21 protein-coding genes and 1 other RNA gene are annotated in these 24,636 nt (G+C 68.4%); 16 read left to right on the top strand and 6 right to left on the bottom strand.

The features are described 5' to 3' along the window. The first annotated feature begins 45 nt into the window (after window positions 1–45). Both GGR03_RS06540 and GGR03_RS06535 read left to right on the top strand, forming a co-directional pair. Window positions 46–1,455 carry an FAD-binding oxidoreductase gene (locus tag GGR03_RS06540; protein WP_183206732.1) on the top strand — a complete coding sequence of 470 codons (1,410 nt, stop codon included), beginning with the start codon at window positions 46–48 and terminating at the stop codon, window positions 1,453–1,455. A 138-nt stretch (window positions 1,456–1,593) separates the two neighbouring features. Then, the gene (locus tag GGR03_RS06535; protein ID WP_343058658.1) at window positions 1,594–5,526 is read left to right on the top strand and encodes an AsmA family protein; all 3,933 of its coding nucleotides are present in this window, start codon (window positions 1,594–1,596) and stop codon (window positions 5,524–5,526) included. A 31-nt stretch (window positions 5,527–5,557) separates the two neighbouring features. Here the strand turns inward: GGR03_RS06535 and GGR03_RS06530 are convergent, their stop codons facing one another. The 4 genes from GGR03_RS06530 to ssrA all read right to left on the bottom strand — a co-directional run bounded on the left by GGR03_RS06530 (window position 5,558) and on the right by ssrA (window position 7,047). Then, window positions 5,558–5,773, bottom strand: coding sequence for a ribbon-helix-helix domain-containing protein (locus GGR03_RS06530; protein ID WP_183206730.1), 216 nt, complete (start codon window positions 5,771–5,773; stop codon window positions 5,558–5,560). After that, window positions 5,770–6,027, bottom strand: a complete 258-nt coding sequence (locus GGR03_RS06525) for a DUF4169 family protein (protein WP_183206729.1) — start codon at window positions 6,025–6,027, stop codon at window positions 5,770–5,772. Before GGR03_RS06525 ends, GGR03_RS06530 begins: the two co-directional genes overlap by 4 nt. Window positions 6,028–6,035: 8 nt before the next feature. After that, complete coding sequence (locus GGR03_RS06520; RefSeq protein ID WP_183206728.1) at window positions 6,036–6,629, bottom strand: SspB family protein; 594 nt, start codon at window positions 6,627–6,629, stop codon at window positions 6,036–6,038. A 59-nt stretch (window positions 6,630–6,688) separates the two neighbouring features. Further along, window positions 6,689–7,047: a transfer-messenger RNA gene (gene ssrA, locus GGR03_RS06515) on the bottom strand. A 214-nt stretch (window positions 7,048–7,261) separates the two neighbouring features. Between ssrA and GGR03_RS06510 the strand changes: the two genes are divergently transcribed. The 6 genes from GGR03_RS06510 (at window position 7,262) to GGR03_RS06485 (ending at window position 13,181) form a co-directional block, all read left to right on the top strand. Next, window positions 7,262–8,056: a thymidylate synthase gene (locus GGR03_RS06510; RefSeq protein ID WP_183206727.1), complete on the top strand. Its 795-nt coding sequence runs from the start codon at window positions 7,262–7,264 to the stop codon at window positions 8,054–8,056. Continuing rightward, on the top strand, window positions 8,053–8,604 hold the full coding sequence (locus GGR03_RS06505) for a dihydrofolate reductase (RefSeq protein ID WP_343058657.1): 552 nt from the start codon (window positions 8,053–8,055) through the stop codon (window positions 8,602–8,604). The genes GGR03_RS06510 and GGR03_RS06505 overlap by 4 nt, the downstream gene beginning before the upstream one ends. 187 nt (window positions 8,605–8,791) lie before the next feature. Beyond that, window positions 8,792–9,976 carry an FtsH protease activity modulator HflK gene (gene hflK, locus GGR03_RS06500; protein WP_183206726.1) on the top strand — a complete coding sequence of 395 codons (1,185 nt, stop codon included), beginning with the start codon at window positions 8,792–8,794 and terminating at the stop codon, window positions 9,974–9,976. Further along, the gene (gene hflC, locus GGR03_RS06495; RefSeq protein WP_183206725.1) at window positions 9,976–11,127 is read left to right on the top strand and encodes a protease modulator HflC; all 1,152 of its coding nucleotides are present in this window, start codon (window positions 9,976–9,978) and stop codon (window positions 11,125–11,127) included. Before hflK ends, hflC begins: the two co-directional genes overlap by 1 nt. Further along, window positions 11,124–11,309, top strand: a complete 186-nt coding sequence (locus GGR03_RS06490) for a DUF2065 family protein (RefSeq protein ID WP_183206724.1) — start codon at window positions 11,124–11,126, stop codon at window positions 11,307–11,309. The genes hflC and GGR03_RS06490 overlap by 4 nt, the downstream gene beginning before the upstream one ends. Window positions 11,310–11,543: 234 nt before the next feature. Beyond that, the gene (locus tag GGR03_RS06485; RefSeq protein WP_246367613.1) at window positions 11,544–13,181 is read left to right on the top strand and encodes a Do family serine endopeptidase; all 1,638 of its coding nucleotides are present in this window, start codon (window positions 11,544–11,546) and stop codon (window positions 13,179–13,181) included. 19 nt (window positions 13,182–13,200) lie between these two features. Here GGR03_RS06485 and serB read toward each other — a convergent pair whose 3' ends face one another. Beyond that, window positions 13,201–14,088 (bottom strand): phosphoserine phosphatase SerB, encoded by an 888-nt coding sequence (gene serB / locus GGR03_RS06480; RefSeq protein ID WP_183206723.1) that lies wholly within the window; start codon window positions 14,086–14,088, stop codon window positions 13,201–13,203. A gap of 17 nt (window positions 14,089–14,105) precedes the next feature. Here serB and miaA point away from each other — a divergent pair, with 17 nt between their 5' ends. From miaA to GGR03_RS06460, 4 genes are all read left to right on the top strand, one after another. After that, window positions 14,106–15,014 carry a tRNA (adenosine(37)-N6)-dimethylallyltransferase MiaA gene (miaA, locus tag GGR03_RS06475; RefSeq protein WP_183206722.1) on the top strand — a complete coding sequence of 303 codons (909 nt, stop codon included), beginning with the start codon at window positions 14,106–14,108 and terminating at the stop codon, window positions 15,012–15,014. 70 nt (window positions 15,015–15,084) lie between these two features. Further along, the gene (locus GGR03_RS06470) at window positions 15,085–15,867 is read left to right on the top strand and encodes a GGDEF domain-containing protein (RefSeq protein WP_183206721.1); all 783 of its coding nucleotides are present in this window, start codon (window positions 15,085–15,087) and stop codon (window positions 15,865–15,867) included. A gap of 78 nt (window positions 15,868–15,945) precedes the next feature. Beyond that, window positions 15,946–16,755, top strand: coding sequence for a DUF1206 domain-containing protein (locus GGR03_RS06465; RefSeq protein WP_183206720.1), 810 nt, complete (start codon window positions 15,946–15,948; stop codon window positions 16,753–16,755). A 263-nt stretch (window positions 16,756–17,018) separates the two neighbouring features. Continuing rightward, window positions 17,019–18,803 carry an acetolactate synthase 3 large subunit gene (locus GGR03_RS06460; RefSeq protein ID WP_281378955.1) on the top strand — a complete coding sequence of 595 codons (1,785 nt, stop codon included), beginning with the start codon at window positions 17,019–17,021 and terminating at the stop codon, window positions 18,801–18,803. Window positions 18,804–18,894: 91 nt separating this feature from the next. Here the strand turns inward: GGR03_RS06460 and GGR03_RS06455 are convergent, their stop codons facing one another. After that, window positions 18,895–19,893, bottom strand: a complete 999-nt coding sequence (locus GGR03_RS06455; RefSeq protein ID WP_183206719.1) for a hypothetical protein — start codon at window positions 19,891–19,893, stop codon at window positions 18,895–18,897. 161 nt (window positions 19,894–20,054) lie between these two features. Here GGR03_RS06455 and ilvN point away from each other — a divergent pair, with 161 nt between their 5' ends. From ilvN to GGR03_RS06435, 4 genes are all read left to right on the top strand, one after another. Beyond that, on the top strand, window positions 20,055–20,627 hold the full coding sequence (gene ilvN / locus GGR03_RS06450) for an acetolactate synthase small subunit (protein ID WP_183206718.1): 573 nt from the start codon (window positions 20,055–20,057) through the stop codon (window positions 20,625–20,627). Between the two features lie 50 nt (window positions 20,628–20,677). Next, window positions 20,678–21,271: a LysE family translocator gene (locus tag GGR03_RS06445; protein WP_183206717.1), complete on the top strand. Its 594-nt coding sequence runs from the start codon at window positions 20,678–20,680 to the stop codon at window positions 21,269–21,271. A 77-nt stretch (window positions 21,272–21,348) separates the two neighbouring features. Beyond that, window positions 21,349–23,337, top strand: a complete 1,989-nt coding sequence (locus tag GGR03_RS06440; protein WP_183206716.1) for a hybrid sensor histidine kinase/response regulator — start codon at window positions 21,349–21,351, stop codon at window positions 23,335–23,337. 119 nt (window positions 23,338–23,456) lie between these two features. Continuing rightward, window positions 23,457–24,584, top strand: a complete 1,128-nt coding sequence (locus tag GGR03_RS06435) for an ATP-dependent DNA helicase (protein WP_183206715.1) — start codon at window positions 23,457–23,459, stop codon at window positions 24,582–24,584. Window positions 24,585–24,636 lie beyond the last annotated feature (52 nt).

Below are 24,636 nucleotides of genomic sequence, written 5' to 3'. Positions count from 1 at the left end.
GCGGTGGCATCCAATCCGCAAGAGCAGTCGACCGAGGGGGGAATCATGGCGCTTCAGGACATACTCGCCGAACGTCCGGTCAGGCGGGACGGGATCGGCGACGCGGTCGCGGTGCTGCGGCAGCGCTTCGGCGAGCGGTTGGTGACGGGCGAGGACGTGCGTCGGGCGCATGCGCATTCGACCACCTATCTGCCGAACCAGATGCCCGATGCCGTGGTGTTCGCCGAGACCGAGGCGGAGGTGCAGGAAATCGTCCGCATCTGCGGCGACCATGCGACGCCGATCGTCGCCTTCGGCACCGGCTCGTCGCTGGAAGGCCACATCAACGCGCCGCAGGGCGGCATCTCGCTCGACCTGTCGCGCATGGACAAGGTGCTGGCGGTGCATCCCGAAGATCTCGACTGCGTCGTCGAGCCGGGCGTCACCCGCGAGGCGCTCAACGCCTATCTGCGCGACACCGGCCTGTTCTTCCCGATCGATCCGGGCGCCAATGCCAGCCTCGGCGGCATGGCGGCGACCAGGGCCTCGGGAACCAACGCGGTGCGCTACGGGACGATGCGCGACAATGTCATCGGCCTGACGGCAGTGATGGCGGACGGGCGCGTCATCCGCACGGCGCGGCGCGCCAAGAAGACATCCGCCGGCTACGACTTGACGCGGCTCCTGGTCGGCTCGGAAGGCACGCTCGGCATCATCACCAGCCTCAATTTGAAGCTTTACGGCATCCCGGAGACGATCCTCGCCGGCGTCTGCCCGTTTCCCGACGTCGACAGCGCCTGCAACGCTGTGATCCAGACGATCCAGCTCGGCCTGCCGGTCGCCCGGATCGAGCTGATGGACACGCAGTCGATGCAGGCGACGATCGCCTATGCGCAGCTCGACCTCGAGGCCCGGCCGTCGCTGTTCCTGGAGTTCCACGGCTCGCCCGCCGGCGTCGCCGAGCAGGCGGAGCTCTTCGCGGCGATCGCCGTCGAGCACGGGGGCGGGCCATTCCAAAGCGCCGATAGGGCGGAGGACCGGGCGCGGCTGTGGAAGGCCCGACACGACCTCTATTGGGCGGCGCAGGGCCTGCGGCCGGGGGCGAAGGCGATTGCCACCGACGTCTGCGTGCCGATCTCGCGGCTCGCCGAATGCATCGCGGAGACGCAAGCGGATATAGAGGCCTCGGGGCTGCTGGCGCCGATCGTCGGCCATGTCGGTGACGGCAATTTCCACACGACGCTGCTGCTCGACGTTGCCGACCCGCGCGAGATCGCGGCGGCGGAGGGGTTCATGGCCCGGCTGGCGGAGCGCGCCGTGGCGATGGACGGCACCTGCACCGGCGAGCACGGCGTCGGCCAGGGCAAGAGGGGCTATCTGCGGCGCGAGCTCGGCGATGCGGTTGACGTGATGCGGGCGATCAAGACGGCTCTCGACCCGAAGGATATTCTCAACCCCGGCAAGATCTTACCCTGATCTATGAGAGGCGCGGCCTCGACAGGATGCGCCCATTGCGGTCATGGTTGCACGGGGCAAGAGCTGCCATGCCGCCGGCGGGTCAGTGCGGGGCAAGCGGCTGCTGCAAGGATGGCGCGGCGCGGTTGATGGGGCCGGGTGCCGTGCGGCACCACAGCAGGAGAGAGGAGCCGGAACCTGGTCAGAGCCTTCGTCTTCTTCGGCGGTCTGCTGGTGCTCGCTCTGGTGGCGGCGCTGGTGGCGCCGTTCTTCATCGACTGGACAGCCTATCGCGCCGATTTCGAGCGCGAGGCATCGGCGATCCTCGGCCGCGACGTCGTGGTGCGCGGCGACGCCTCGGCACGCCTGCTGCCGTTCCCGTCGGTGACCTTCGGGGAGGTCGAGGTGAGGAGCGAGGCCGGCGCGCCGCTGCTGACGGTCGAGCGCTTCCGGATGGACGCCGAGCTCGCGCCCTATCTTTCAGGCGAGATCTTCATCTACTCGATGACGCTCGATCGCCCGCGGCTTCGCCTGCCGATCCGGCCGGACGGCGGTGTCGACCTGGTCGTGACGAAGCCGGCCATTCCTTCCGGCGCGACCGTGGTGCTCGACAATGTCTCGGTCAATGACGGCACCGTCATCGTCGAGCAGGGCTCGACGGGGCGCCGGCACGAGCTCTCCGACCTGAACGCCACGCTGTCGGCCACCTCTCTGGCGGGTCCCGTCGACGGACGCGGCACGTTCCGTACGGGCGGCGAGACGGTGGCTTTCGGCGTCTCGACCGGAACGCTGCAGGCAGACGGCGGCCTGCCGCTGCACGTGGAAGTCGCCAACGGCTCGCTTGCCGCCCAGATCGTCCTCGACGGGGCGGCACGCATGGAAGCCGGCCTGCCACGCTTCGACGGCACCGCGCGGTTGACCCGGCCCTGGCAACCGCCCGAAGCACAGGTTGCCAGAGCAGACGACCCGTTCCGGCCGGCCATGGTGGCGGAGACCGAAAGTGCCGGCGCCGCAACGCTGCCGCTGCGCGCGACCGGCGCGATCGCGCTGTCGCCGAGCGCGGCCGAGTTCACCGACATCAGGCTGCAGGCCGGCGGCAGCGAGCAGCCTTATCTCCTGACTGGCGCGGGCCGGCTGAGCTTTTCCGGCGTGCCGCGCTTCTCGCTGGCGCTGGAGGGCGAGCAGGTCAATGTCGACCAGGTCGCCGGCGAGGCCGATCCTGCGGCTCCGGACGCGACACGGTCGCTGGGCCTTGCCCAGCGCGTGGAGGCGATGCGGCTCGTGCTAGCCGAGATTCCGCGGCCGGGAATGGCGGGCACCGTCGAGATCAGCCTGCCGGTGGTGGTGGCCGGCGACACAACGATCCGCGACGTCGCCTTTGCCGCCAGCCCGACAGCAGACGGCTGGGCGCTGCCGCGGTTTACTGCCGAGCTGCCGGGCCGCACGCGGCTCGAGGCGGACGGCATCGTCGGCCTCGACGAGGCCTTCAGCTTTCGCGGCGACCTCCTTGTCGCCTCGCAGCAGCCATCGGGCTTTTCCGACTGGCTGAGCGGCGCCGTGGACCCGGCGATCCGCACGCTTGGCCGTGCCGGGCTTTCGGCAAGTGCCGAGTTGACGACGGAGCGGCAGGTCTTCGAGGATCTCGAGATCGACATTGGCGGCGACCAGCTGGCGGGGCGGCTGGAGCGCTCGAAGACCGGCGAGGAGACGACGATCGCAGCCGATCTTGCCGGCGGCGCGGTCGACCTCGACGCGCTGCAGGCACTGTCGCGGCTGCTGACGGGCAGCGCCGGTTCACTCGCCACGGCCGACCGGTTCGACGTGTCGCTGAACGCCGGACCGGTGAATTATTCGGACGCCGCGGCGGAGCGGATCGATGCGGACGTCGTCTATGACGGCGATACGCTCGCCATCGACAAGCTGGACATCTCCGGCCTTGCCGGCGCATCGCTGACCGCCGCCGGGCGCCTGACCGACCTGACGGGTGCGGCGGCAGGCGAATTGGCCGTGACGCTTGCCTCCGAGGCGCCGGACCGGTTCATTGCGCTGCTGCAGACCCGCTTTCCGGGGGTGCCGCTGCTCGAGGCCCTCGGGCGCCGGGCGGACCGGCTGGCACCGCTCGAGCTTTCCGGCGAGGTTCGCACCATCGAGGGCGGCGCCGACGGCCGGCCGACTCTCTTCGTCCGCCTCGACGGTACGGCCGACGGAACGAAGATCGATCTGTCTTCGGCCGTCGAGAACGGGCTGTACGCCCGCCACGAAAGCGGACGGTTCGGGCTCGACCTCCGGCTGGAGAACGACCGGCCGACGGTCCTGCTGGAGCAGCTGGGGATGGAGGCCATCGACATCGGCGCGCCGTCGCCGCTGGAGGCGGAGCTGTCGCTCTCGGCGGCGGCAACCGGACCGGTCGTCACGACCGCGACATTGCGGGCGCCGGGCAGCGAGGTGAGCTTCGACGGTGTCGTCGAGGTGACGCCGGCGGGCGTCAACGGTGTCGAGGCCTCGGTACTGATCGACAGTGAGGACGCGTCCCCGTGGCTGCTGACGACCGGCGTGGATCTCGCCCAGGGGCTTGCCACGATCCCCCTCGATGTCAGCGGCAGCATCGTCTACGGCGAGGGCGACTGGGCCTTGAACGCGATGTCGGGAGCCGTCGCGGGCACCGATGTCGGCGCGGATCTGGCCAAGGCCGACGGTGAGGCCTTCACCGGCACGGTGCGGTTCGGCAGCCTGTCGCTGCCATGGCTGGCCGAACTCGTCTACGGGCGCGGCATCGACGAGGGGGGCGGCGATACCGGTTGGCCGAAGGCCGCGTTCGGCGCGAGCCGTCTGCCGGAGGCCCCGTTCCAGGTCGCGATTCAGAGTGATTTTCTCGATCTCGGCGGCCCCGTCCTGGCGGATTTTTCCGCGAAGGTCGCCGGATCATCCGGCACGCTCACCGTCGACGAGGCGAGCGCCACCGGCCTTGGAGGAAATCTCGCGGGACGCATCGAACTGCGCAACGCCGCCGGCATTGGCGGCCTGTCGCTGGAAGTCCGCTCGGACGATGTCGCCATCGGAACGCTCTGGCCGGCACTCGTCGCCGGAGAAAGCGACGCGGTGCTCGGCGGCGAGATCCGAATCGAGGGGACCGGGCAATCCTATGCCGCGATGGTCTCCGGGCTGACCGGGGCAGGGCGGGTGACCGCCCGCGACATCGCGCTGCCGGGCATCCCCGAAACCGTGCTGCCGCCGCTGCTCGCGGCCGCAGATGCGGAAGGCTTCGTTCCCGAGGACGATACGGGCCAGGCGCTCGCCGTGCTCTCCGCCGGGCAGCGCTTCGGTATCGACGAACTGGCGACGGAATTCTCGGTCGCCGCCGGGAGGGCGCGCTTTGCCCCCGTCACCCTGCGCAAGGGCGATGCAGCCCTCACCATGACCGGCAGTCTCGACCTGACGGCGCTGACGGTCGCCGGCGACTTCTCGCTGCTGATCGAGCCGGGGGACGACCGCGTCGCCGGCGCCGAACCGTCGATCGCCTACACGCTGAGCGGTCCGCTGCGGGCACCCGAACTTTCGACCGAGGTCGCGGCGCTCACCAACTACCTGTCGGTGCGGGCGCTCGAGCGCGAGCAGGCGCGCGTCGAGGCGATGCAGGAGACCCTTCAGGAGCGGCTGCGCCTGCGGCGCGAGGCGCGCTTCTATCGCTGGCAGGAGGCCGAGGCGGCGCGCATCGCCGAAGAACGCCGGCTGGCGGCCGAGGAAGCCGAGCGCCAACGGGCGGAAGCGGCCGCCGAGGCAGAGCGGCGCGCCGCGGAGGCTGCCGCGGCGGCAGAGGCTGCAGCGGCGGCCGAGGCGGAAGCCGAACGGCAGCGCGCGGCTGCGGCGGAAGCGGCCCGGCAGCGCGAAGCGGAGGCCGAAGCGACGGCGGAACGCGAGCGGCGGGCAGCAGAACAGCGGCGCCGGCAGGCGGCGGAGCCCGCAACGCCGCAGCCTCCCGCTGCTGCGAGCCAGGACCGCGCCCTCGATTTCGACCAGCCACTCTCCGGCACGCCGCCGCCCGCGGCGGACGACAACTTCTTGCCCGGCGTGCAGGATCCGCTGCGCTTCTGATCGTCATCGAGATGTCGGCGATGCGGAGGCTTCAGCCGAGGCGGGAAAGCGCGTCGTCGAGGATGAACAGCCTGATGGCGGAGGAGAGGTTGGTGCCCGGCTTGCGCCCCGCATCGATCTCGGCGATCAGGGCCGCCAGCGACAGGCCCCGCTCGGTGGCGATGATCCGCAGCCGTTCCCAGAACCGGTCCTCGACGCTGATCGAGGTGGCGTGACCGCGGATCGAAACGGACCGCTTGCTGATCATGGCGGCGGCGGCTTGTCAGCCGCGGCATCGTCTTCGGGCCTTGCAGGATCTGCCGTCGACATGGGCCCGCCGCCGTTCTCGTGGAGAAGAGCCGCGCCGTCGAGTGCGCGTGCCTGCCGCGCCGTCTCGACGCGTGCCGCCTGGCGCAGCGCCTTCGGCATGCCGTGGCGCACGCGATTGTCCTCGGCCTGACGTTCGGCCGCCAGCCTCCGGCGGTCCTTGCGGGCACGCCGGAGATTGACGATATCGGCCATCGGAAAACTCAGGGCTTCTTGCGGAAGGCGTCGAGGGAAACCACTTCGGCCTCTTTCTTCGACGCGGCCTTGCCGTCGGATTCAGCCGAACCGTCTGCCGTATTCTCGGCAGCCGCCGTGGCGGCCTTGCCCTTGCCCGGCAGCTTGGCCGGCTTTGCAGCACGGGCCGGGGCGATCGACTGCGGCTTGGCCGGCTCGCCGGTCGCCTCGCCGACGAGTTCCGGCTGCTCGTTGGCGGCATCCATGCCGCGAACGTCGAACTCCAGTTCGAAATTCACTGCCGGGTCGTAGAAGCCTCGAATCGCGCTGAACGGCACGAGCAGGCGCTCGGGGATGTCGGAGAAGGAGAGGCCGACCTCGAAGGCCGTGTCGTTGACCTGCAGGTCCCAGTACTGGTGCTGAATCACGATTGTCATCAGCTCGGGGTATTTCTCGCGGAGCCGCGAGGAAATCCGCACGCCGGGAGCCGAGGTCAGGAAGGTGATGAAGAAATGATGGTCGCCGGGCAGGCCGGTCTTGACGACTTCGCCGATGACCTTGCGGATCACGCCGCGCAGCGCGTCCTGCGCGAGAACATCGTAACGGATGAGATCCTGGCCCATTGCGGTGTCCTGAACTTACCTGTGCAGATCCGCCGGCCTTGCCGCACGCATCATAAAAAAGTGGAGGCTTCTGTTGCCAGGCGCCTCCGAGCCCCGCCTAGAAGTGCGAACCCCCAGGACTTGAATTGAAGCGTTCGCGCTGCTTACGCAGCGAGACGTGCTTCCGCATAGTTGTCGTTTGCAACTATAAAACGGCCCGATAACGGCGGTACCATTCCGAGCGAAAGTCCGATTTTTACACCCTCGTCGATCCTATTTCGCCCCCGCCTGGCCTCATCGTCACATTACGATGAAGCCAGGTGGAGGCGCCGGGTACCGCCCCCGGGTCCGAAAGGCTTATTACATCGGCCGTTTATCGCCGTAGCCGACCGAAGCCGGCAATCGGAATATAAGGTGCTCCGCCTGCCGTGAAAAGGGCAGGACTTCCGAAGGGATGGGGAATCGGTCAATGTTCGCCGGATAGGTTCGGGGCGTGGCGTCCGGGCATCAACGACATTGCGAGTCCCGCCGCCTGCTGTCGTCCCGGCGCAGGACCTGCCGGCCGACGGCAGGTGCCGGCTCGGATCGTCCAGCCCTGTCCGGCGAAGACCGCCCCTCGCACGACCGGCGTGTCGCCGGAAGGAATCAGTCGCATGCGTCAGTATCTGGATCTCCTCGGCCGCGTCATGGAAACCGGGACCGACCGGCCCGACCGGACCGGCACCGGCACCCGCTCGGTGTTCGGTCACCAGATGCGATTCGATCTGTCCGCGGGCTTTCCGATGCTGACGACCAAGCGGCTGCACTGGAAGTCGATCGTCCACGAGCTGCTGTGGTTCCTAAAGGGCGACACCAACATCGCCTATCTCAACGCCAACGGCGTGCGGATATGGGACGAGTGGGCGGATGCCGATGGCGAGCTCGGTCCCGTCTATGGCGCGCAGTGGCGTTCCTGGCCGGACTATCAGGGCGGGCACATCGACCAGATCGCCCGGGTGGTCGAGCAGATCCGCACGAACCCGCATTCGCGGCGGCTGATCGTTTCGGCCTGGAATCCGGCGCTGGTGGACGAGATGGCGCTGCCGCCCTGCCATTGCCTGTTCCAGTTCTACGTCGCCGACGGCCGGCTGTCCTGCCAGCTCTACCAGCGCTCGGCCGACATCTTTCTCGGCGTGCCGTTCAACATCGCCTCCTACGCGCTGCTGACGGCGATGGTGGCGCAGGCGACCGGGCTCGAGCCCGGCGACTTCGTCCACACGCTCGGCGACGCGCATCTCTATGCCGACCATTTCGAGCAGGCGCGGCTGCAGCTAAGCCGCGAACCGCTGGCGCTGCCGACCCTCAAGCTCAACCCGGCCGTTACCGACCTCTGCGCCTTCGGCTTCGACGACATCGCGCTCGAGGGCTACGAGGCGCATGGCCACATCAAGGCCAAGGTGGCGGTGTGAGCGACAACGTGAACTGCCCCGGCCGGCCGGCGCTCGTTGCGGTCGTCGCGATGGCCGAGAACGGCGTGATCGGTCGCGACGGCGCGATGCCGTGGTCTGTGCCGAGCGATCTCCGGCGCTACCGCCGCCTGACCATGGGCAAGCCGATGATCATGGGCCGCAAGACGCTGGAATCGATCGGTCGTGTTCTCGACGGCCGCGACACGATCGTTCTGACGAGGTCGCCGGCCGTGCCTTTCGAGGGCGCAATCGTGGCCGATTCGCCGGAAACCGCGTTGGCTCTGGCGACCGAGCGGGCGCGAACACGCGGTGCCGACGAGATCGTGATCGCCGGGGGCGGGGAGATCTACCGCGCCTTCATGGACCGGATCGACCGCCTGCTGGTCACCCGGATCGCGGCGGCACCCGAGGGCGACGCGGTCTTCCCGCCGATCGACCCGGCCCTTTGGCTGCCGGTCCTGGACGAGGCCGCCGAGCGCGGCGAACGCGACAGCGCCGCCAGCCGCTTCCAGATATTTGAGCGCCGGGCGACTTCGGAGCGGACGTGACCCGAAGGATCGCAGTGGGGTGCGGGCCGAGCATCGGCGTTCACCATCTGCGGGTGTTCGCGGAGCGAAATGGTCGCGGCCGCGTTGAAAGCAGTTTTGTCAGTTCTTATAAGGGCTGTACTGGATCCGACGTGCGGTAGGGAGGACCGTCCCGCACGTCCATCTCTCGAAATCTGGAAGGATATCGATGCCCTGGAGCAATCAGACCGGCAATGGCGGCTGGAAAGGGAACGCTGGCGGTGGCGGCCCCTGGGGCCAGCGGCCGCAGCAGCCCCGTCCGAACAACGGCGGCTCTCCCGATCTGGAGGATATCCTGCGGCGGGGCCAGGACCGGCTTCGACGCGCCATACCGGGCGGTGGCGGCGGTGGCGGGGGCGGCAGCACGGCTGGCATGGCCGGCTGGGCCCTGCTCATCGTGGCCGGCCTCGCGGTGCTCTGGCTGTTCAAGTCGGTCTACACGGTCCAGCCCGACGAGGTCGGGGTCGAGATGCTGTTCGGCAAGCCGAAGCAGCAGCTCTCGGAGCCGGGCCTGCACTTCATGTTCTGGCCGATCGAGATGGTCGAGACCGTCCAGGTCGTCGAAAGCCAGATCACCCTCGGCAGCGGCCAACAGGGCGAGACGTCGGGCCTGATGCTCTCCGGCGACCAGAACATCGTGGATGTCCAGTTCGCCGTGCTTTACCAGGTCGAGAACCCGCAGGATTTCCTGTTCAATGTCGACGACCCGGCGGCGATGCTGCAGCAGGTCTCCGAGAGCGCCATGCGCGAGGTCGTCGGTCGCCGGCCGGTGCAGGACGTCTTCCGTGACGATCGTGCCGGCATTGCCGAAGAAGTGCGCGCAATCACCCAGGACACGCTGAACGAGTACGGCTCGGGCCTGCGCATCAACGCGATCTCCATCGAGGACGCGGCGCCGCCGACCCAGGTCGCCGACGCGTTCGACGAGGTGCAGCGCGCCGAGCAGGACGAGGATCGCTTCATCGAGGAAGCGAACCGCTATCGCAACCAGCAGATCGGCGCGGCCCGTGGTGAGGCGGCGCAGATCCGCGAGGATGCCGCGGCTTACAAGAGCCGTGTCGTCCAGGAGGCCGAGGGTGAGGCGCAGCGCTTCTCCTCGATCCTCGCCGAATTCGAACAGGCACCCGACGTCACCCGCAAGCGGCTGTTCCTGGAGACGATGGAAGGCGTGATGCGCGGCTCCAACAAGGTCATCATGGAACGCAGTGCGACCGGTGAGCAGGGCGTGCTTCCGTTCCTGCCGCTCAACGAACTGCAGCGCCAGGCGCCGGGAGCCGGACAGACGCAGGCCGCACCCCGCGCCCCTGCGGCGACGCCGGGTACTACCGCCACCCCGCAGACGGGAGCAAACTGATGGCCAACCGTTTCTACGGCGTCGTGATCGCGGTCGCAGTCGTCCTGCTGCTCGCCTGGAATTCGATCTTCATCGTCAACGAGAAGGAGCAGGCCGCCGTCCTGCGCTTCGGCGAGATCCAGCGGGTCGTCTCCGAGCCCGGCCTCTATTTCAAGATGCCGTTCTCCTTCGCCGGCGCGGACAATGTCCGCAAGCTGCCGGACCGGCTGCTGCGCTTCGACCTCGACGATATCCGCGTCCAGGTTTCGGGCGGCAAGTTCTACGAGGTCGACGCTTTCCTCGTCTACAACATCTCCGACCCGGCCCGCTTCCTGCAGTCGGTCTCGGGCTCGATCCCGCAGGCCGAGCAGCGACTGCGCACCCGTCTCGACGCGGCGCTTCGCCGGGTGTACGGCCTGCGCGGCTTCGAGGCGGCACTGTCGGCCGAGCGGGGCGACATGATGCGCCAGGTCCGCGACCAGATCCGGCCGGATGCGGCGTCGCTCGGTCTCGAACTGACCGACGTCAGGATCCGCCGCACCGATCTGACGCGGGAGGTCTCGCAGCAGACCTATGAGCGGATGCAGGCCGAGCGCCTGGCGGAAGCCGAGCGGCTCCGGGCTCGCGGTCAGGTCGCGGCGCGGGAGATCCGCGCCGGCTCCGACCGTGAGGTGGTCGAGACCGTCGCGGTTGCCCAGCGCGATGCGGAGATCCTCCAGGGTGAGGGCGACGCCGAGCGCAACGCCATCTTCGCGGGGGCTTTCGGCGCCAATCCGGAGTTCTTCGACTTCTACCGGTCGATGCAGGCCTATCGCGACTCGCTGGCGAATTCCGGCACCACGCTGGTCCTGTCGCCGGACTCGGAGTTCTTCCGCTACTTCCAGACCGATGGCGGCACGATGGGCGGCGCGCCGGCCTCGACGGGCCGGCCATCGGCGGCGCCGACGGGACCGGAAGCTGCAGCGCCTGCGGCTCCGCAGAACGGGGACACGGCAGCCGCGCCGGTTCCGCCGGCCGCAGCCGATGCGCCTGCGACGGAAGAGGCGGGCGTGCCGGATGCGCCGTCACCTGCTGCCGAGGCACCCGCCGCGGCGGACCCGACCGCTGACGTCGGCGGTGCCGACGTCTCCGAGATCGCTCCCGGAAACGCGCCGGCTGCCGCCGCGCAGTGAGCGACCTTGTCGTCGCCCTCGGTCTCCTCCTGGTGATCGAGGGCGTCGCCTATTGTCTCATCCCCACCCAGATGCGGGACATGGCACGGCGGATCCAGGCGATGCCGGACGGCACGTTGCGAGCCGTGGGCCTTGTTGCCGCAGTCTTCGGTGTCGCGCTGGTCTGGCTGGTGCGGCATTGAACACGGCAGTCGCCGCGCGCGCTACTCGGTCACGGCCGCGTCAACTGCTCGCAAGCAACTTGATTCGGTCGCTTTTTTCCGCTCCGCTCCCGACAGGGCGACGTCGTGGCAGGCTGGCGGAGACGCGCGGCGCCGGCGGGCGGCACATGCGGATGTGTCCGACGCCAGTTCGATGATCCGCCAGCAGGCGTACGACAATTCGGCCGCCGCCTTCCCGATCCGAGAGGACCTGCGATGAACGCTCGCCTGCGCCGCCTGCCGATCACGTCTCTTGCGGCTGCCTGGCTCGCCGCGTCGGCGCTGATGCAACCGCTTCCGGGTGCCGCCCAGGCCGTCGAGCCGTTGCCGGCGCCCGAGCCCTCCGTGCCGGCACTGCCGGCACCCCCGGTCGAGGAGGACGCGCCGTCCGCCCCGAGCGTTGCACCGGCGGCACCGCCCGCGGCCGCACAGGCCGCTTCGCGCGGTCCGGCCTCGGTCGCCGACCTTGCCGAATCGCTGCTCGACGCAGTGGTCAACATCTCGACGTCGCAGACGGTGGATCGCCCTGGCGGCGGCATCCCCGAGCTCGAGGCGCCGGAGGGATCGCCGCTGCAGGACTTCTTCGACGATCTCCTGCGCGGCGACGACGGCGTCGGCGACCGCCGCGTCCAGTCGCTCGGCTCGGGCTTCGTCGTCGACCCGTCCGGCGTTGTCATCACCAACAATCACGTCATTGCCGATGCCGACACCATCACCGTCAATTTCGCAGACGGGACCAGGCTCGACGCCGAACTATTGGGCACGGATCCGAAGACCGATCTCGCTGTGCTGAAGGTCAATCCGCCGGAGCCGCTGCCGGCCGTTGAGTTCGGCGATTCCGAAGCGCTGCGCATCGGCGACTGGGTGATGGCGATCGGCAACCCGTTCGGCCTCGGCGGCTCGGTCTCGGTCGGCATCGTTTCGGCGCGCGGGCGCAACATCAATGCCGGCCCCTACGACAATTTCATCCAGACCGACGCGGCGATCAATCGCGGCAATTCCGGCGGGCCGCTGTTCGACATGAACGGCCGGGTGGTGGGCATCAACACCGCGATCATCTCTCCGACCGGCGGCTCGATCGGCATCGGTTTCTCGATCCCGGCGCAGCTGGCCGTCAACGTCGTCGACCAGCTGAGGGAATTCGGCGAGACCCGCCGCGGCTGGCTCGGCATCCGCCTGCAGGCCGTCACCGACGACATTGCCGAAGGTCTCGGGATCCCCGAGGCGAAGGGCGCCGTGGTCATGGGGATCGTGCCAGGCGGGCCGTCCGACAACGGGCTGCTCAAGGTCGGCGACGTCATCGTCCGGTTCAACGACCAGGAGATCGAGTCGTCCCGCGACCTGCCACGCATCGTCGCGGAGACGCCGGTGGGCGAGACCGTGACCGTCGAATTGTTGCGCAAGGAAGACACCGCCGCCCCCGCGCAGCCCCTGTCGGTCGAGGTGACGCTCGGACGACTCGAGGACGGCGAGAAGCTGATGGCCGAGAGCGAGGCGGCAAGCGAGCCCGCCGCGAACGCCGATGCGGCCGACGACGAAGCCGTGTCGTCCGCGTCCGTGGTCACGCTCGGCCTTACCCTGTCGGCGATCGATGCGCCGTTGCGCGGGCAATATGGCCTCGGCGACGACGTCGAGGGTGTGGTGATCACCCAGGTCGAGCCGAACTCCAGCGCTGCGGAGAAGGGTATCGAGGCCGGCGCGGTGATCCGCGAGGTGGCGCAGGAAGAAGTTTCCGAACCGCAGGAAGTGGCGGACAAGATCGCCAAACTGAAGGCGGACGGGCGGCGCAACGCGCTGCTGCTTCTGGCCTCGGCAAGCGGCGATCTGCGCTTCGTGGTCGTGCCGATCGACTGACCGGGTACGACCGGCGCGATCAGTGACGGAATTCGTCGCGCCGGTAGCCCTGGAGGAAGAGCAGGGCGGTAAGGTCTCCATGGTCGATGCGGTGGCGGGCGCGCGCCGCGACAGCCGGCTTGGCGTGCAGCGCGACGCCCGAGCCGGCAAGCTCCAGCATCGGCAGATCGTTGGCGCCGTCGCCGACCGCCAGGACATGCTCGGTCCCGATCCCCAGACGGCCGGCGATGTCACGCAGGGCTTCGACCTTCGCGGCAGCGCCAAGGATCGGCTCCGCGACTTCGCCTGTCAGTCTGCCGTCCGCCGCCAGCAGCCGGTTGGCGCGGTTCTCGTGAAAGCCGAGGCGTTCGGCGATCGGGCCGGTGAAGACGGTGAAGCCGCCCGAGACGAGGGCGGTATGGGCGCCGCTCGCGCGCATCGTGGCCACGAGAGCGCCGCCGCCCGATGCCAGCGTGATGCGCTCGGCGATGACCTGGCCGATGATGGATTCCGGCAGGCCGGCCAGCAGGGCGACGCGCTCGCGCAGTGCCGGTTCGAAGGCGATCTCGCCGTTCATCGCCCGGGCCGTGATGGCGGCGACGCGGTCCTTGATGCCGATCTCCGCGGCCAGTTCGTCGATGCACTCCTGGTCGATCATGGTGGAGTCCATGTCGGCGATCAGAAAGCGCTTGCGCCGTCCGGCCCGCTCCTGCAGGACGCAGTCGAAGGCCGAGGCGGCGGCGATCCCGGCCATCTCCTCGCTCTGCGCTGCCGTCACCGGCGTTTCGAAGCCGATATCGACGGCGTAGCCCTCGTCGAGCCAGGTGGTCTCATCGGCCGATGCGCCGAGGCGGCCGGCGATCTCGCCGACGGCACCCGCGGGAAGTCCCGGCCCAGACGGGGCGGCGATGAGCGTGGCGACGAACATGGAGATACGGTCCGGATATGGCGGCTGTAGAGGCGGTTCTGATAGCGGGGCCGACGGCGAGCGGCAAGTCGCGCCTGGCGCTCGAGCTCGCCCGCCGGCTGGACGGGGTAGTCGTCAACGCCGATTCGATGCAGGTCTATGACGGGTTGTCGATCCTGACCGCGCGCCCCTCCGCGGCGGACATGGCGGCCGTGCCGCACGACCTCTATGGCCATGTGAACCCCGCCGAAGCCTATTCTGCGGGCGCCTATCTGCGCGACGCCGCCGCCAGTCTTGCCGCCGCAAAGTCCGGCGGGCGGCTGCCGATCGTCTGCGGCGGCACCGGCCTCTATTTCAAGGCACTTCTCGGGCTGCTCGATACGATGCCGCCGGTGCCGGCTGCCATTCGCGAGCACTGGCGCGGCCGACTCGCGGCGGAGGGTGCGGCGGCGCTGCACGGGCTTCTTGCCGAACGCGATCCTGCCGCCGCAGCCCGGATCGCTTCCGCCGACGGGCAGCGTATCGTGCGGGCGCTCGAGGTGGGCGAGGCGAGCGGCCGGACGCTGTCGGCACTCCAGGCCGGGCGGGGCGAGGGGCCCCTGAGCATGGCGCGGACCGTCAAGGTCGTGCTGACCCCGGAGCGCCCGGTGCTGCGCGAGCGGATCGCTCGCCGGTTCGCCGACATGCTGGCCGAGGGCGCCGTCGCGGAGGTAGCGGCGTTTCGCGCCATGCCGGGGGCGATGGGTGGGTCCGCCGCGCGCGCGATCGGCGTCGACGAACTCGGGGCCGTCATCGACGGCTCGCTGGATCTGGTGGCCGCGCGCGAACGGGCGGTGACGCGCACGCGGCAATACGCCAAGCGGCAGGAAACCTGGTTCCGGCATCAGTTCGGGCCGGATTGGCAGCGGCTGGAAGGGCCCGATCCCGCAGGCATCGAGGGCATTTGACCGATCGTCTTAAGCGGGTTTTCACGCCGAAGCGCTAGGTTTTCCGGAACGCGCTTTCGGACCTTCACCCATGACCATCAGCAAAGCGGAACTGACGGTTCTCCTATTCCTGGGAGCGATCGTCACGGCGTCTGCCGGGATCGCGGCCTTGTACGCCGTCGCCCAGCCTGCGCTCGCAGTGGCGGGTCTGGAGGAGGCGCGGCGCACCGGCACCATCCTCTTCACGGGAACGATGGCGTCGATGCTGCTGGCGGTGGCGATCGGGCTGTTCTGGCTGCTGCCGACCATGCGCCGGCAGTTCCGCGAGCAGGACAAGCTGCAGTCGCTGACCGGGGTCCTCAAGCAGCGCTCGCAGGACCTCGAGACGGCGGCGCTGACCGACCCGCTCACCGGCATGAACAACCGGCGTTTCTTCGATGCGGCGCTCGGGCATTTTCTCGCGGAGTTCGCCCGGATCAAGCGACCGATCGGGCTGATGATCCTCGACCTCGATCACTTCAAGGCGATCAACGACACCTACGGGCACGACGTGGGGGACGAGGTGCTCAAGGCGATTGCGGCTTGCCTGTTCGAGTTCACGCGGTACCACGATGTGGTGGCCCGGCTCGGGGGCGAGGAATTCGCCATCGTGGCGCCGAACGTCGAGGCGGCCGAGCTCACCATGCTGGCGGAGCGGATCCGCGGGGCGATCGCGGCGCTGCCGCTCGATCTTGGCACCATCCGGATCCGGGTGACCGCTTCGATCGGCCTCGCTGTCTCGACGCCGGAGGACGATTGCGCCGGCTTCTACAAGCGCGCCGACGTCAATCTCTATGCCGCAAAGCAGGCCGGCCGTAACCGGGTTTGCGCCTGACTCCGTCACCTTTCTGCTACAAACCGGGGAACTAGGGCCGGGGCCCGTGCGTATCGGCTGGAGCGCGCGGGGAGCAGCATGACGACGACAGAAGCAATCATCAGGGACCATGGCGATCGCATGCGATACGCGGCGCGGGCCGGCTATATCGCCCGCGGCGCAGTGTTCCTGATCATCGGTTATTTCGCCTTCAGCGCAGCCTTCGCGAGCGGCGAGGCGATGGGCGAGATGGACGCCATCGACGAGATGGCCGGCTCCGGTTTCGGAACCGCTTTGCTGCTGGCGCTGGTGCTTGCGCTTGCCGCCTTTGCCGCATGGCGGCTTTTCCAGGTGATCTTCGACATCGACGGCCACGGCACCGGGGTCAAGGGCATCTTCATCCGAACCGGACTGACGATCAGCGCCTTCGCGTACGGTGCGCTCGCCTTCTACGCGGCGACGCTCCTGATCGGCTTGGGGTCTGGCGGGGGCGGCGGCAACGGTATCGTCAAAGCCGCATACGAAGCCGGGATCGGCGTCTGGCTGACCTACGCGATCGCTGCCGGCATGGCCGCCGCCGGCGCCGCGCATGTCGTCAAAGGAGCCAAGGCCGGTTTCGAGAAGTACATGAACATCCCCGCCGACCGGAGCTGGCTGAAGCAGGTTTGCCAGTTTGGCCTGATCGCCCGCGGCATCACCTTCTTCATCCTTGCCGGCCTCCTCGTCACCGGGGCCGCGTCCTACCGCAGTGGCGACACGCCGGGGATCGAAACGGCGCTTTCGGCCATGGCCGGATGGTCGTTCGGCTGGGCGCTCTTGTCGCTGACCGGGCTCGGCCTCATCGCCTTCGGCATCTACGCCCTTGCCGAGGCAGCCTATCGGCGGATCAATGTCGAAGCCGCGGCCTGATCACGACGAAGGCACCGACGCGCGCAAAAGAGGCATTGACGCGGGCCCCGCAGGAGCCTAGCTTCCGGCCATGATCAAGACGACCACGATTCTCGTAGTAGGAGTGCGCACACGCGAGACGGCCTGAGGCCGTCCGGCGAAAGCCACGTGTGCGCAAGCAAGGGCCCCCTCAGGGCCCTTTTTTATTGCCCGAAATCCGGAGCGCCTTCGAGCCGGACGGGAACTGCAAGCGGTCCGGAACAAGAGACGGGAAGAGCACGACGATGAACGCGACTGGCCAGACACTCGAGATGACCGGAGCCGAGATGGTGGTCCGGGCGCTGAAGGAGAACGGCGTCACCGACCTGTTCGGCTATCCGGGCGGCGCCGTGCTGCCGATCTATGACGAGATCTTCCAGCAGGAGGACGTCCGCCACATCCTGGTCCGCCACGAGCAGGGCGCCGGCCACGCGGCCGAGGGCTATGCTCGATCGACAGGGAAGCCCGGCGTCATGCTGGTGACCTCGGGGCCGGGCGCCACCAACGCGGTGACGGCGCTGCAGGACGCGCTGATGGATTCCATCCCGCTCGTCTGCATCACCGGCCAGGTCCCGACGACGCTGATCGGCTCCGACGCCTTCCAGGAATGCGACACGGTCGGCATCACGCGGCCCTGCACCAAGCACAACTGGCTGGTGAAGGACGTCAACGACCTCTCACGTATCCTGCACGAGGCGTTCCATGTCGCGACCACCGGCCGACCCGGCCCGGTCGTCGTCGACATACCCAAGGACGTGCAGTTCGCCACGGGCACCTACACGCCGCCGCCGGCGCAGCCGAAGCACGAGAGCTACCGGCCGCGGCTCGATCCTGATCGCGAACGTGTCGAGGCGGCGGTCGCGCTGCTCGCGGGTGCGCGCCGGCCGATCATCTACACGGGCGGCGGCGTCATCAATTCCGGGCCGGAAGCCTCGCAGCTGCTGCGGGAATTTGTCGACCTCACCGGCTTTCCGATCACCTCGACGCTGATGGGACTGGGCGCCTATCCGGCGTCGGGCAAGAACTGGCTGGGCATGCTCGGCATGCACGGTACCTACGAGGCCAATCTCGCCATGCATGGCTGCGACGTCATGCTGTGCATCGGCGCGCGCTTCGACGACCGTATCACCGGCCGGCTCGACGCCTTCTCGCCGAACTCGCGGAAGATCCACGTCGACATCGACCCCTCCTCGATCAACAAGGTCGTGCGCGTCGAGGTGCCGATCATCGGCGATGTCGCCCACGTCCTGCGCGACCTGATCGCCTGTTGGAAGGGGCAGGGCGCTTCGGTCGACGCGCCGTCGTTCGATGCCTGGTGGCAGCAGATCGACGGCTGGCGGGACCGCAACTGCCTCGCCTACCGGCCGAACGACGACGTGATCATGCCGCAATACGCGGTGCAGCGCCTCTACGAGGCAACCAAGGACCGCGAGACCTACGTTTCCACCGAAGTCGGCCAGCACCAGATGTGGGCGGCGCAGTTCTACGGCTTCGAGGCGCCGAACCGCTGGCTGACGTCCGGCGGCCTCGGCACGATGGGCTACGGCCTGCCGGCCTCGATCGGGGCGCAGATCGCCCATCCGGATGCGCTGTCGGTCTGCATCGCGGGCGATGCGTCGGTGCTGATGAACATGCAGGAGATGTCGACGGCGGTTCAGCACGGCGCCAACGTCAAGATCTTCATCCTCAACAACCAGTATATGGGCATGGTGCGGCAGTGGCAGCAGCTGCTGCACGGCAACCGCCTGTCGCATTCCTACACCGAGGCGCTGCCGGACTTCGTCAAGCTGGCGGAGGCCTATGGCGGCCACGGTATCCGCTGCGAGAAGCCCGGCGACTTGGATGGCGCGATCGAGGAGATGCTGGCGGTCGACAAGCCGGTGCTTTTCGACTGCCGCGTCGCCAATCTCGCCAATTGCTTCCCGATGATCCCCTCGGGCAAGGCGCATAACGAGATCCTGCTGCCCGACGAGGCGACGGACGAGGTGGTCGGCCGTGCCATCGACGCCAAGGGCCGGGCGCTGGTCTGACGGAACGGTGGCGACGAACCCGACCTTCGCGGCGAGCCTTCGCTTCGGCCTTTCCGGCCGGGGCGTGGTGCGTCCGGACGAGCGCTCCCGCTCAGGCGGGGCGCTTGAACTCGACGTTGCGCCCATCCGAGCGGATCTCGAGCGTGAACGGGGTGCCGCGGACGTCGCGACCCTCATAGACGAAGAAGCTCGTGTAGTTGTGGCGGCTCGACAGCGTGATCGTCTCGATCTCCGCCTCGGGGAGCAGCGCATCGGCGATGCGCGCCACCCCCTCCGGCACTGCCTCGGCCTCGATCATCCGGTCGATCTGCATGATGACGCCGTCCGGCGCCACGGCGACCGAGACGGCGTCGCCGCGCAACGTGCCGCGCAGATCGAAAAACTCGCCGTCGCCCTCGATGGCAACGCTGTCGAAACGTGCGCCGGGCAAAGCGAGTTCGGCGTTGCCGATCACCACCAGCGGGACGGCGATCATGTCGTCGTCGGCGAAATTGCCGGCAGCGTCCCCGAGCCGCTCTTCGTGCTTGGGCTCGCCATCAGCGTGGGACTCGCCCGACGCCGCCGCGTCGGTCTCGGCGATGGCCGGCTTTCGCGCCGCCGCTTCGCCAGCGCGGCCATCTGCTGCCATGGCGGGTCCGCCCGCCGCCGCCGGCTCGCGGACTGCCTGGCTCATGGAGACTTCCGGGGTCTGGCCGGCAACGCCAGCCGCGTTGACGCCGGTCTCGCGATCGCCGGCGTCGCCGGCCCCGTCCGCTTCATCCCGGGTCCCGGCCGGACCGGTCAGGTCCGCGGGCGGTTCTCCCAGCGCTTCGGCCCCGTCCAGGGCAGCGGCTGCTTCGGCGGCGCTGTCGGCGATCCGCGCATCGGCGGATCCGTCGCCTGCCGATCCCGCATCTGCCGCCACCGCGACCAGCGATCCATCCCGGCAGGTCAGGCGGTAGGTCCCGTCCTGTCCTTCGACCCGCAGCGTCAGCTCGAAACCGGCTTCGGTCAGCGCAGGAACGCACTGTCCCGTCGGCGCCTGTGCCGCCGCGTCGAGCGACAAGGCGGCAAGCGCCGCGGCTGCGCCCATCATCGTGACCTGTCGCATGGTGATGTCTCCCGTCATGTTCCGCCCGGCGGCTGGCACCTTACCGTGGCACGGGAACATGCCATCACGGTGACCGACGTCCACCCTGCGGACGCGATCACCCCCATCTTCAACGCGCGCGGCCTTCGCGCCGCGCAACCCCGAAAGTGCCGAGTCCGACCATGAACAGCCCCGTTCCACCGCCCGCCTCCGCCTATTTCATCACGCCCGAGAAGGAGGCCATCGAGTCGCGCATTCTCGCGATCATCGTCGACAACGAGCCGGGCGTTCTGGCGCGGGTCATCGGGCTGTTCTCGGGCCGGGGCTACAATATTGAGAGCCTGACGGTCTCCGAGACCGAGCACGAGAAGCATCTGTCGCGGATCACCGTGGTGACCAAAGGCGCGCCGCACGTGATCGAGCAGTTGAAGAGCCAGCTCGACCGGATCGTGCCGGTGCACCGCGTGGTCGACCTGACCCGCGCAGCCGGCGAGGACGGCGAGAGCGGCCCGGTCCAGCGGGAGCTCGCGATCGTCAAGGTGGCGGGGCAGGGGGAGAAGCGGGTCGAGGCACTGCGGCTCGCCGACGTGTTCCGGGCCAAGGTGGTGGATTCCTCGATCGAGCACTTCGTCTTCGAGCTGACCGGGCGACCGTCCAAGCTCGACAAGTTCGTCGCGATCATGGCGCCGCTTGGCCTCGTCGAGGTCTGCCGCACCGGCGTCGCGGCGCTGTCGCGCGGCAAGGACGGGATGTAGTCCTCGCGCCTTTTCCTCCCTGTCAGCGTCGCTGACGGATCGAGCCGACCATGAGCACCGACGTTCTTCTCGCGCTTGCGGCCTTTGCCTTCGTCTCCTCGGTGACGCCGGGGCCGAACAATTTCATGCTGCTCGCCTCGGGGGTGAATTTCGGCTTCATCCGGACGATCCCGCATATGTGCGGGATCGCCTTCGGCTTCTGCCTGCTGCTGCTGGCCGTCGGCTTCGGGCTGGGAGCCCTGCTGACGGCCTATCCGCCGCTGCACCTGGCGCTGAAGATCGTCGGCGGCGCCTATCTGCTGTATCTGGCCTGGCGCATCGCGACTGCCCGAAGCATCAAGGAGCGGAGCGGCAAGGACGCCCCGATGACGTTCCTGGAGGCGGCGGCGTTCCAGTGGGTCAACCCGAAGGCCTGGGTGCTCGCGGTGACTGCGATGGCGATCTATACCGACCCGGCGCGGCCATTCCTTACCGTGCTGCTCGTCACGCTGGTCTTCGGCCTGGTCAACTGGCCGAGCGTTTCGATCTGGGCAGCGTTCGGGGTGATGCTGCGGCAGTTCCTGGCCGATCCGGTGCGGCTGAAATGGTTCAATATCGCGATGGGCGTTCTGCTGGCGTTCAGCCTCGTCCCGCTACTTCTTTAGCCATATGGTTCGAATGGCTTGGTTCCCCTGCGGGCGGGCCTATCTCACCGCGCGATAACAGTCTCGTGAGGAACATGATGGAACGCACCGAGCGGTTCGCGGCGTCGTCGAGTGAAGAGGGGCGCTACCGTCTGCTCGTCGACGCCATTACCGACTATGCGATCTATATGCTCGATCCTGGCGGCGTCATCGTCAGCTGGAATGCCGGCGCGCAGCGCTTCAAGGGCTATGCGGAATCGGAAATACTCGGAGAGCACTACTCCCGCTTCTTCACGGACGGCGACCGTGAAGCCGGTCTGCCGCAGCGGGCGCTGCAGATCGCTGCCGCGGAAGGCCGTTTCGAGACCGAGGGCTGGCGGGTCCGCAAGGACGGCACGCGATTCTGGGCGCATGCGATCGTCGATCCGATCCGCCTCGCGACCGGCGAGCTGATCGGCTACGCCAAGATCACCCGCGACCTCAGCGAGCGGAAGATCGCCGAGGAAACGCTGCGCCGAAGCGAGGAGCAGTTTCGCCTGCTGGTCAATGGCGTCACCGACTACGCCATCTTCATGCTCGACCCGGATGGCTGCGTCACAAACTGGAATCAGGGGGCGCAGCGGATCAAGGGCTATCGGCCGGACGAGATCATGGGGCAGCATTTCTCCCGTTTCTACACCCCGGAGGATCGGGAGCGTGGCGAGCCGCAGCGGGGCCTGACGACAGCGCTCGTGGAAGGGCGCTTCGAGACCGAGGGCTGGCGCGTCCGCAAGGACGGTACCCGTTTTTGTGCCCACGTGGTGATCGAGAGGATCACCAACGATGCGGGCGTGGTCATCGGCTTTGCCAAGATCACGCGCGACGTCACCGAGCGGGCCGAGGCGCAGCGGGCGCTGAGCGAGGCCAACGAGGCGCTGGCCCAGTCCCAGAAGATGGAGGCGATCGGCCAGCTGACCGGCGGTATCGCCCACGATTTCAACAATCTCCTGACGGCGGTGCTCGGCAGCCTCGAACTGGCGCGCAAGCGCGTAACCGACGACCCGGCTGTACAGGGGCTGATCGACAATGCGCTGAGAGGCGTCGAGCGCGGCGCTTCGCTGACGCAGCGCATGCTCGCCTTCGCACGTCGCCAGGACCTCGAACCGCGGCCGGTCGATCTGCGCGAGCTGGTCGAGGGCATGAGTGCCTTCCTGCAGCGTTCGCTCGGCCCGCAGGTGACCATCGTCACCCGTTTCCCGGTTCGGCTGGCGCCGGTCCAGGCCGATCCCGTGCAGCTGGAGACGGCGCTTCTCAACCTGTTCGTCAATGCGCGCGATGCCATGGAAGCCGGCGGCGAGATCGTCATCGAGGCGAGCGAGCAAACGGTCAACCCAGGCTTGAACGATCTTGCCGCGGGCCGCTATGTCCGCCTCGCCGTGATCGACACGGGCGAGGGCATGGACGAGGCGACGCTGGCGCGGGCTGCCGAACCGTTCTTCACCACAAAGGGCATCGGAAAGGGCACGGGGCTCGGCCTTTCCATGGTGCATGGGCTGGTGCGGCAATCGGGCGGGCGGCTTTCGATCAAAAGCCAGAAGGGCGTCGGCTCGACGGTCGAGTTGTGGTTGCCGCAGTCACAGGACGTTCCGGTGGTGGATGCCGATCCTCAGGAGACGGCAACGCCGCACGCCGCAACGGGGCCGCTCGTGGTCCTCGCCGTCGACGACGACGGGCTGGTCCTGATGAACACGACCGCGATGCTGGAGGATCTGGGGCATACGGCGCTCGAGGCATTCTCGGCAGCCGAGGCGCTGGAACTCATGCGCGCCGGCCGACGGATCGACCTGGTGATCACCGACCACGCCATGCCGCGGATGACCGGCAGCCAGCTTGCGGAGGCGATCCGGGCCGAATGGCCGGACGTCCCCATCGTACTCGCGACCGGCTACGCGGAACTACCGCCCGGCGGAGACCGATCGCTGCAGAAGCTTCCCAAGCCCTTCGGCATGCGCGAACTCGAAGTGGCGGTCGCCGACGCGATGGCGGGCAGGCCGCGGGGCCGCTCGCCCGAGACGGCCAGCGGCGAGGCAGCGGCCAGCAGTCCCTGAGATTTGTCCTCGTGGGCGCGATGCGATTGCCCGTGCGGGGTGAAATGGCTGGCCCGCCCGTATAGACATCGCAGCGGAGGATTCGGGCATTTGGCCGCGAGTCCACGACGGAGATCGGCTTGAAGCTCTCACCCCAGCAGGACGACGCGCTGACAGCGGTGGCACGCTGGCTCGAGGCCGGCGAGACCCCGATCTTCCGCCTGTTCGGATATGCCGGAACCGGCAAGACGACGCTGGCCAAGCATTTCGCCGAAGGCATCGACGGCGCCGTGCAGTTCGCCGCCTTTACCGGCAAAGCAGCGCAGGTGCTGCGGTCAAAAGGCGCCCGCAGCGCACGTACGCTGCATTCGCTGATCTATCGGCCGCGCGGCGAGGAGACCGTGTCGGACGAGGCGAGCGGCGTGTCGCGCGTGTCGCCGACCTTCTCGCTCAACCGGCAGAGCCCGGTCGCCAAGGCCAAGCTGGTCATCGTCGACGAATGCTCGATGGTCGACGAGGCACTCGGCCGCGACCTGATGTCCTTCGGCACGCCGATCCTGGTGCTCGGCGATCCCGGCCAGTTGCCGCCGGTCTCCGGCGGCGGCTTCTTCACCGAGGCGGAGCCCGACTTCCTGCTCAGCGAGATCCATCGCCAGGCGCGCGACAACCCGATCATCGAGCTGGCGCTGCATGTCCGCGAGGGCAAGGAACTGATGTATGGCGACTGGGGCACCGCCAAGATCATCTCCAAGCGGGATGTCGAGACGGAGAAGGTGCTGGCCGCCGATCAGGTGCTGGTCGGCACCAACCGCACCCGCCGGCGCTACAACACGAGGCTGCGCGAGCTGAAGGGCTTCGAAGGCCCCTTGCCGATGGCCGGGGACAAACTGGTATGCCTGCGCAACGACCCGCCCAAGGGCCTGCTCAACGGCTCGCTCTGGCAGGTGCTGACAGCCTCTCGCGAGACGACGAAGCCGGGCGTCAACCTCATCGTCAAGCCGGACGACGACGACATCGACCAGGGCGCGGCGAAGATCCGGCTGTTGAAATCGGCCTTCGAAGATCCCGACGCGGAGGTGCCGTGGTCGACCAAGAAGCGCTTCGACGATTTCGACTATGGCTACGCGCTGACCGTCCACAAGGCGCAGGGCTCCCAGTGGAACGACGTCATGCTGTTCGACGAGAGCTGGGCCTTCAAGGATACCCGCGAGCGCTGGCTCTACACCGCGATCACCCGGGCGGCCGAGACCCTCACCATCGTCAAATGAAAGCGGCGGCGCCCTGGAGCGCCGCCGCTTTCGTTGTCCCGCTCCCGCCGGC

Source organism: Aurantimonas endophytica (genome assembly GCF_014196845.1).
GTDB classification, from domain to species: domain Bacteria; phylum Pseudomonadota; class Alphaproteobacteria; order Rhizobiales; family Rhizobiaceae; genus Aurantimonas; species Aurantimonas endophytica.
The sequence above is the reverse complement of the archived record's forward strand: the minus strand, read 5'-3'. Positions and strand labels throughout refer to the sequence as shown.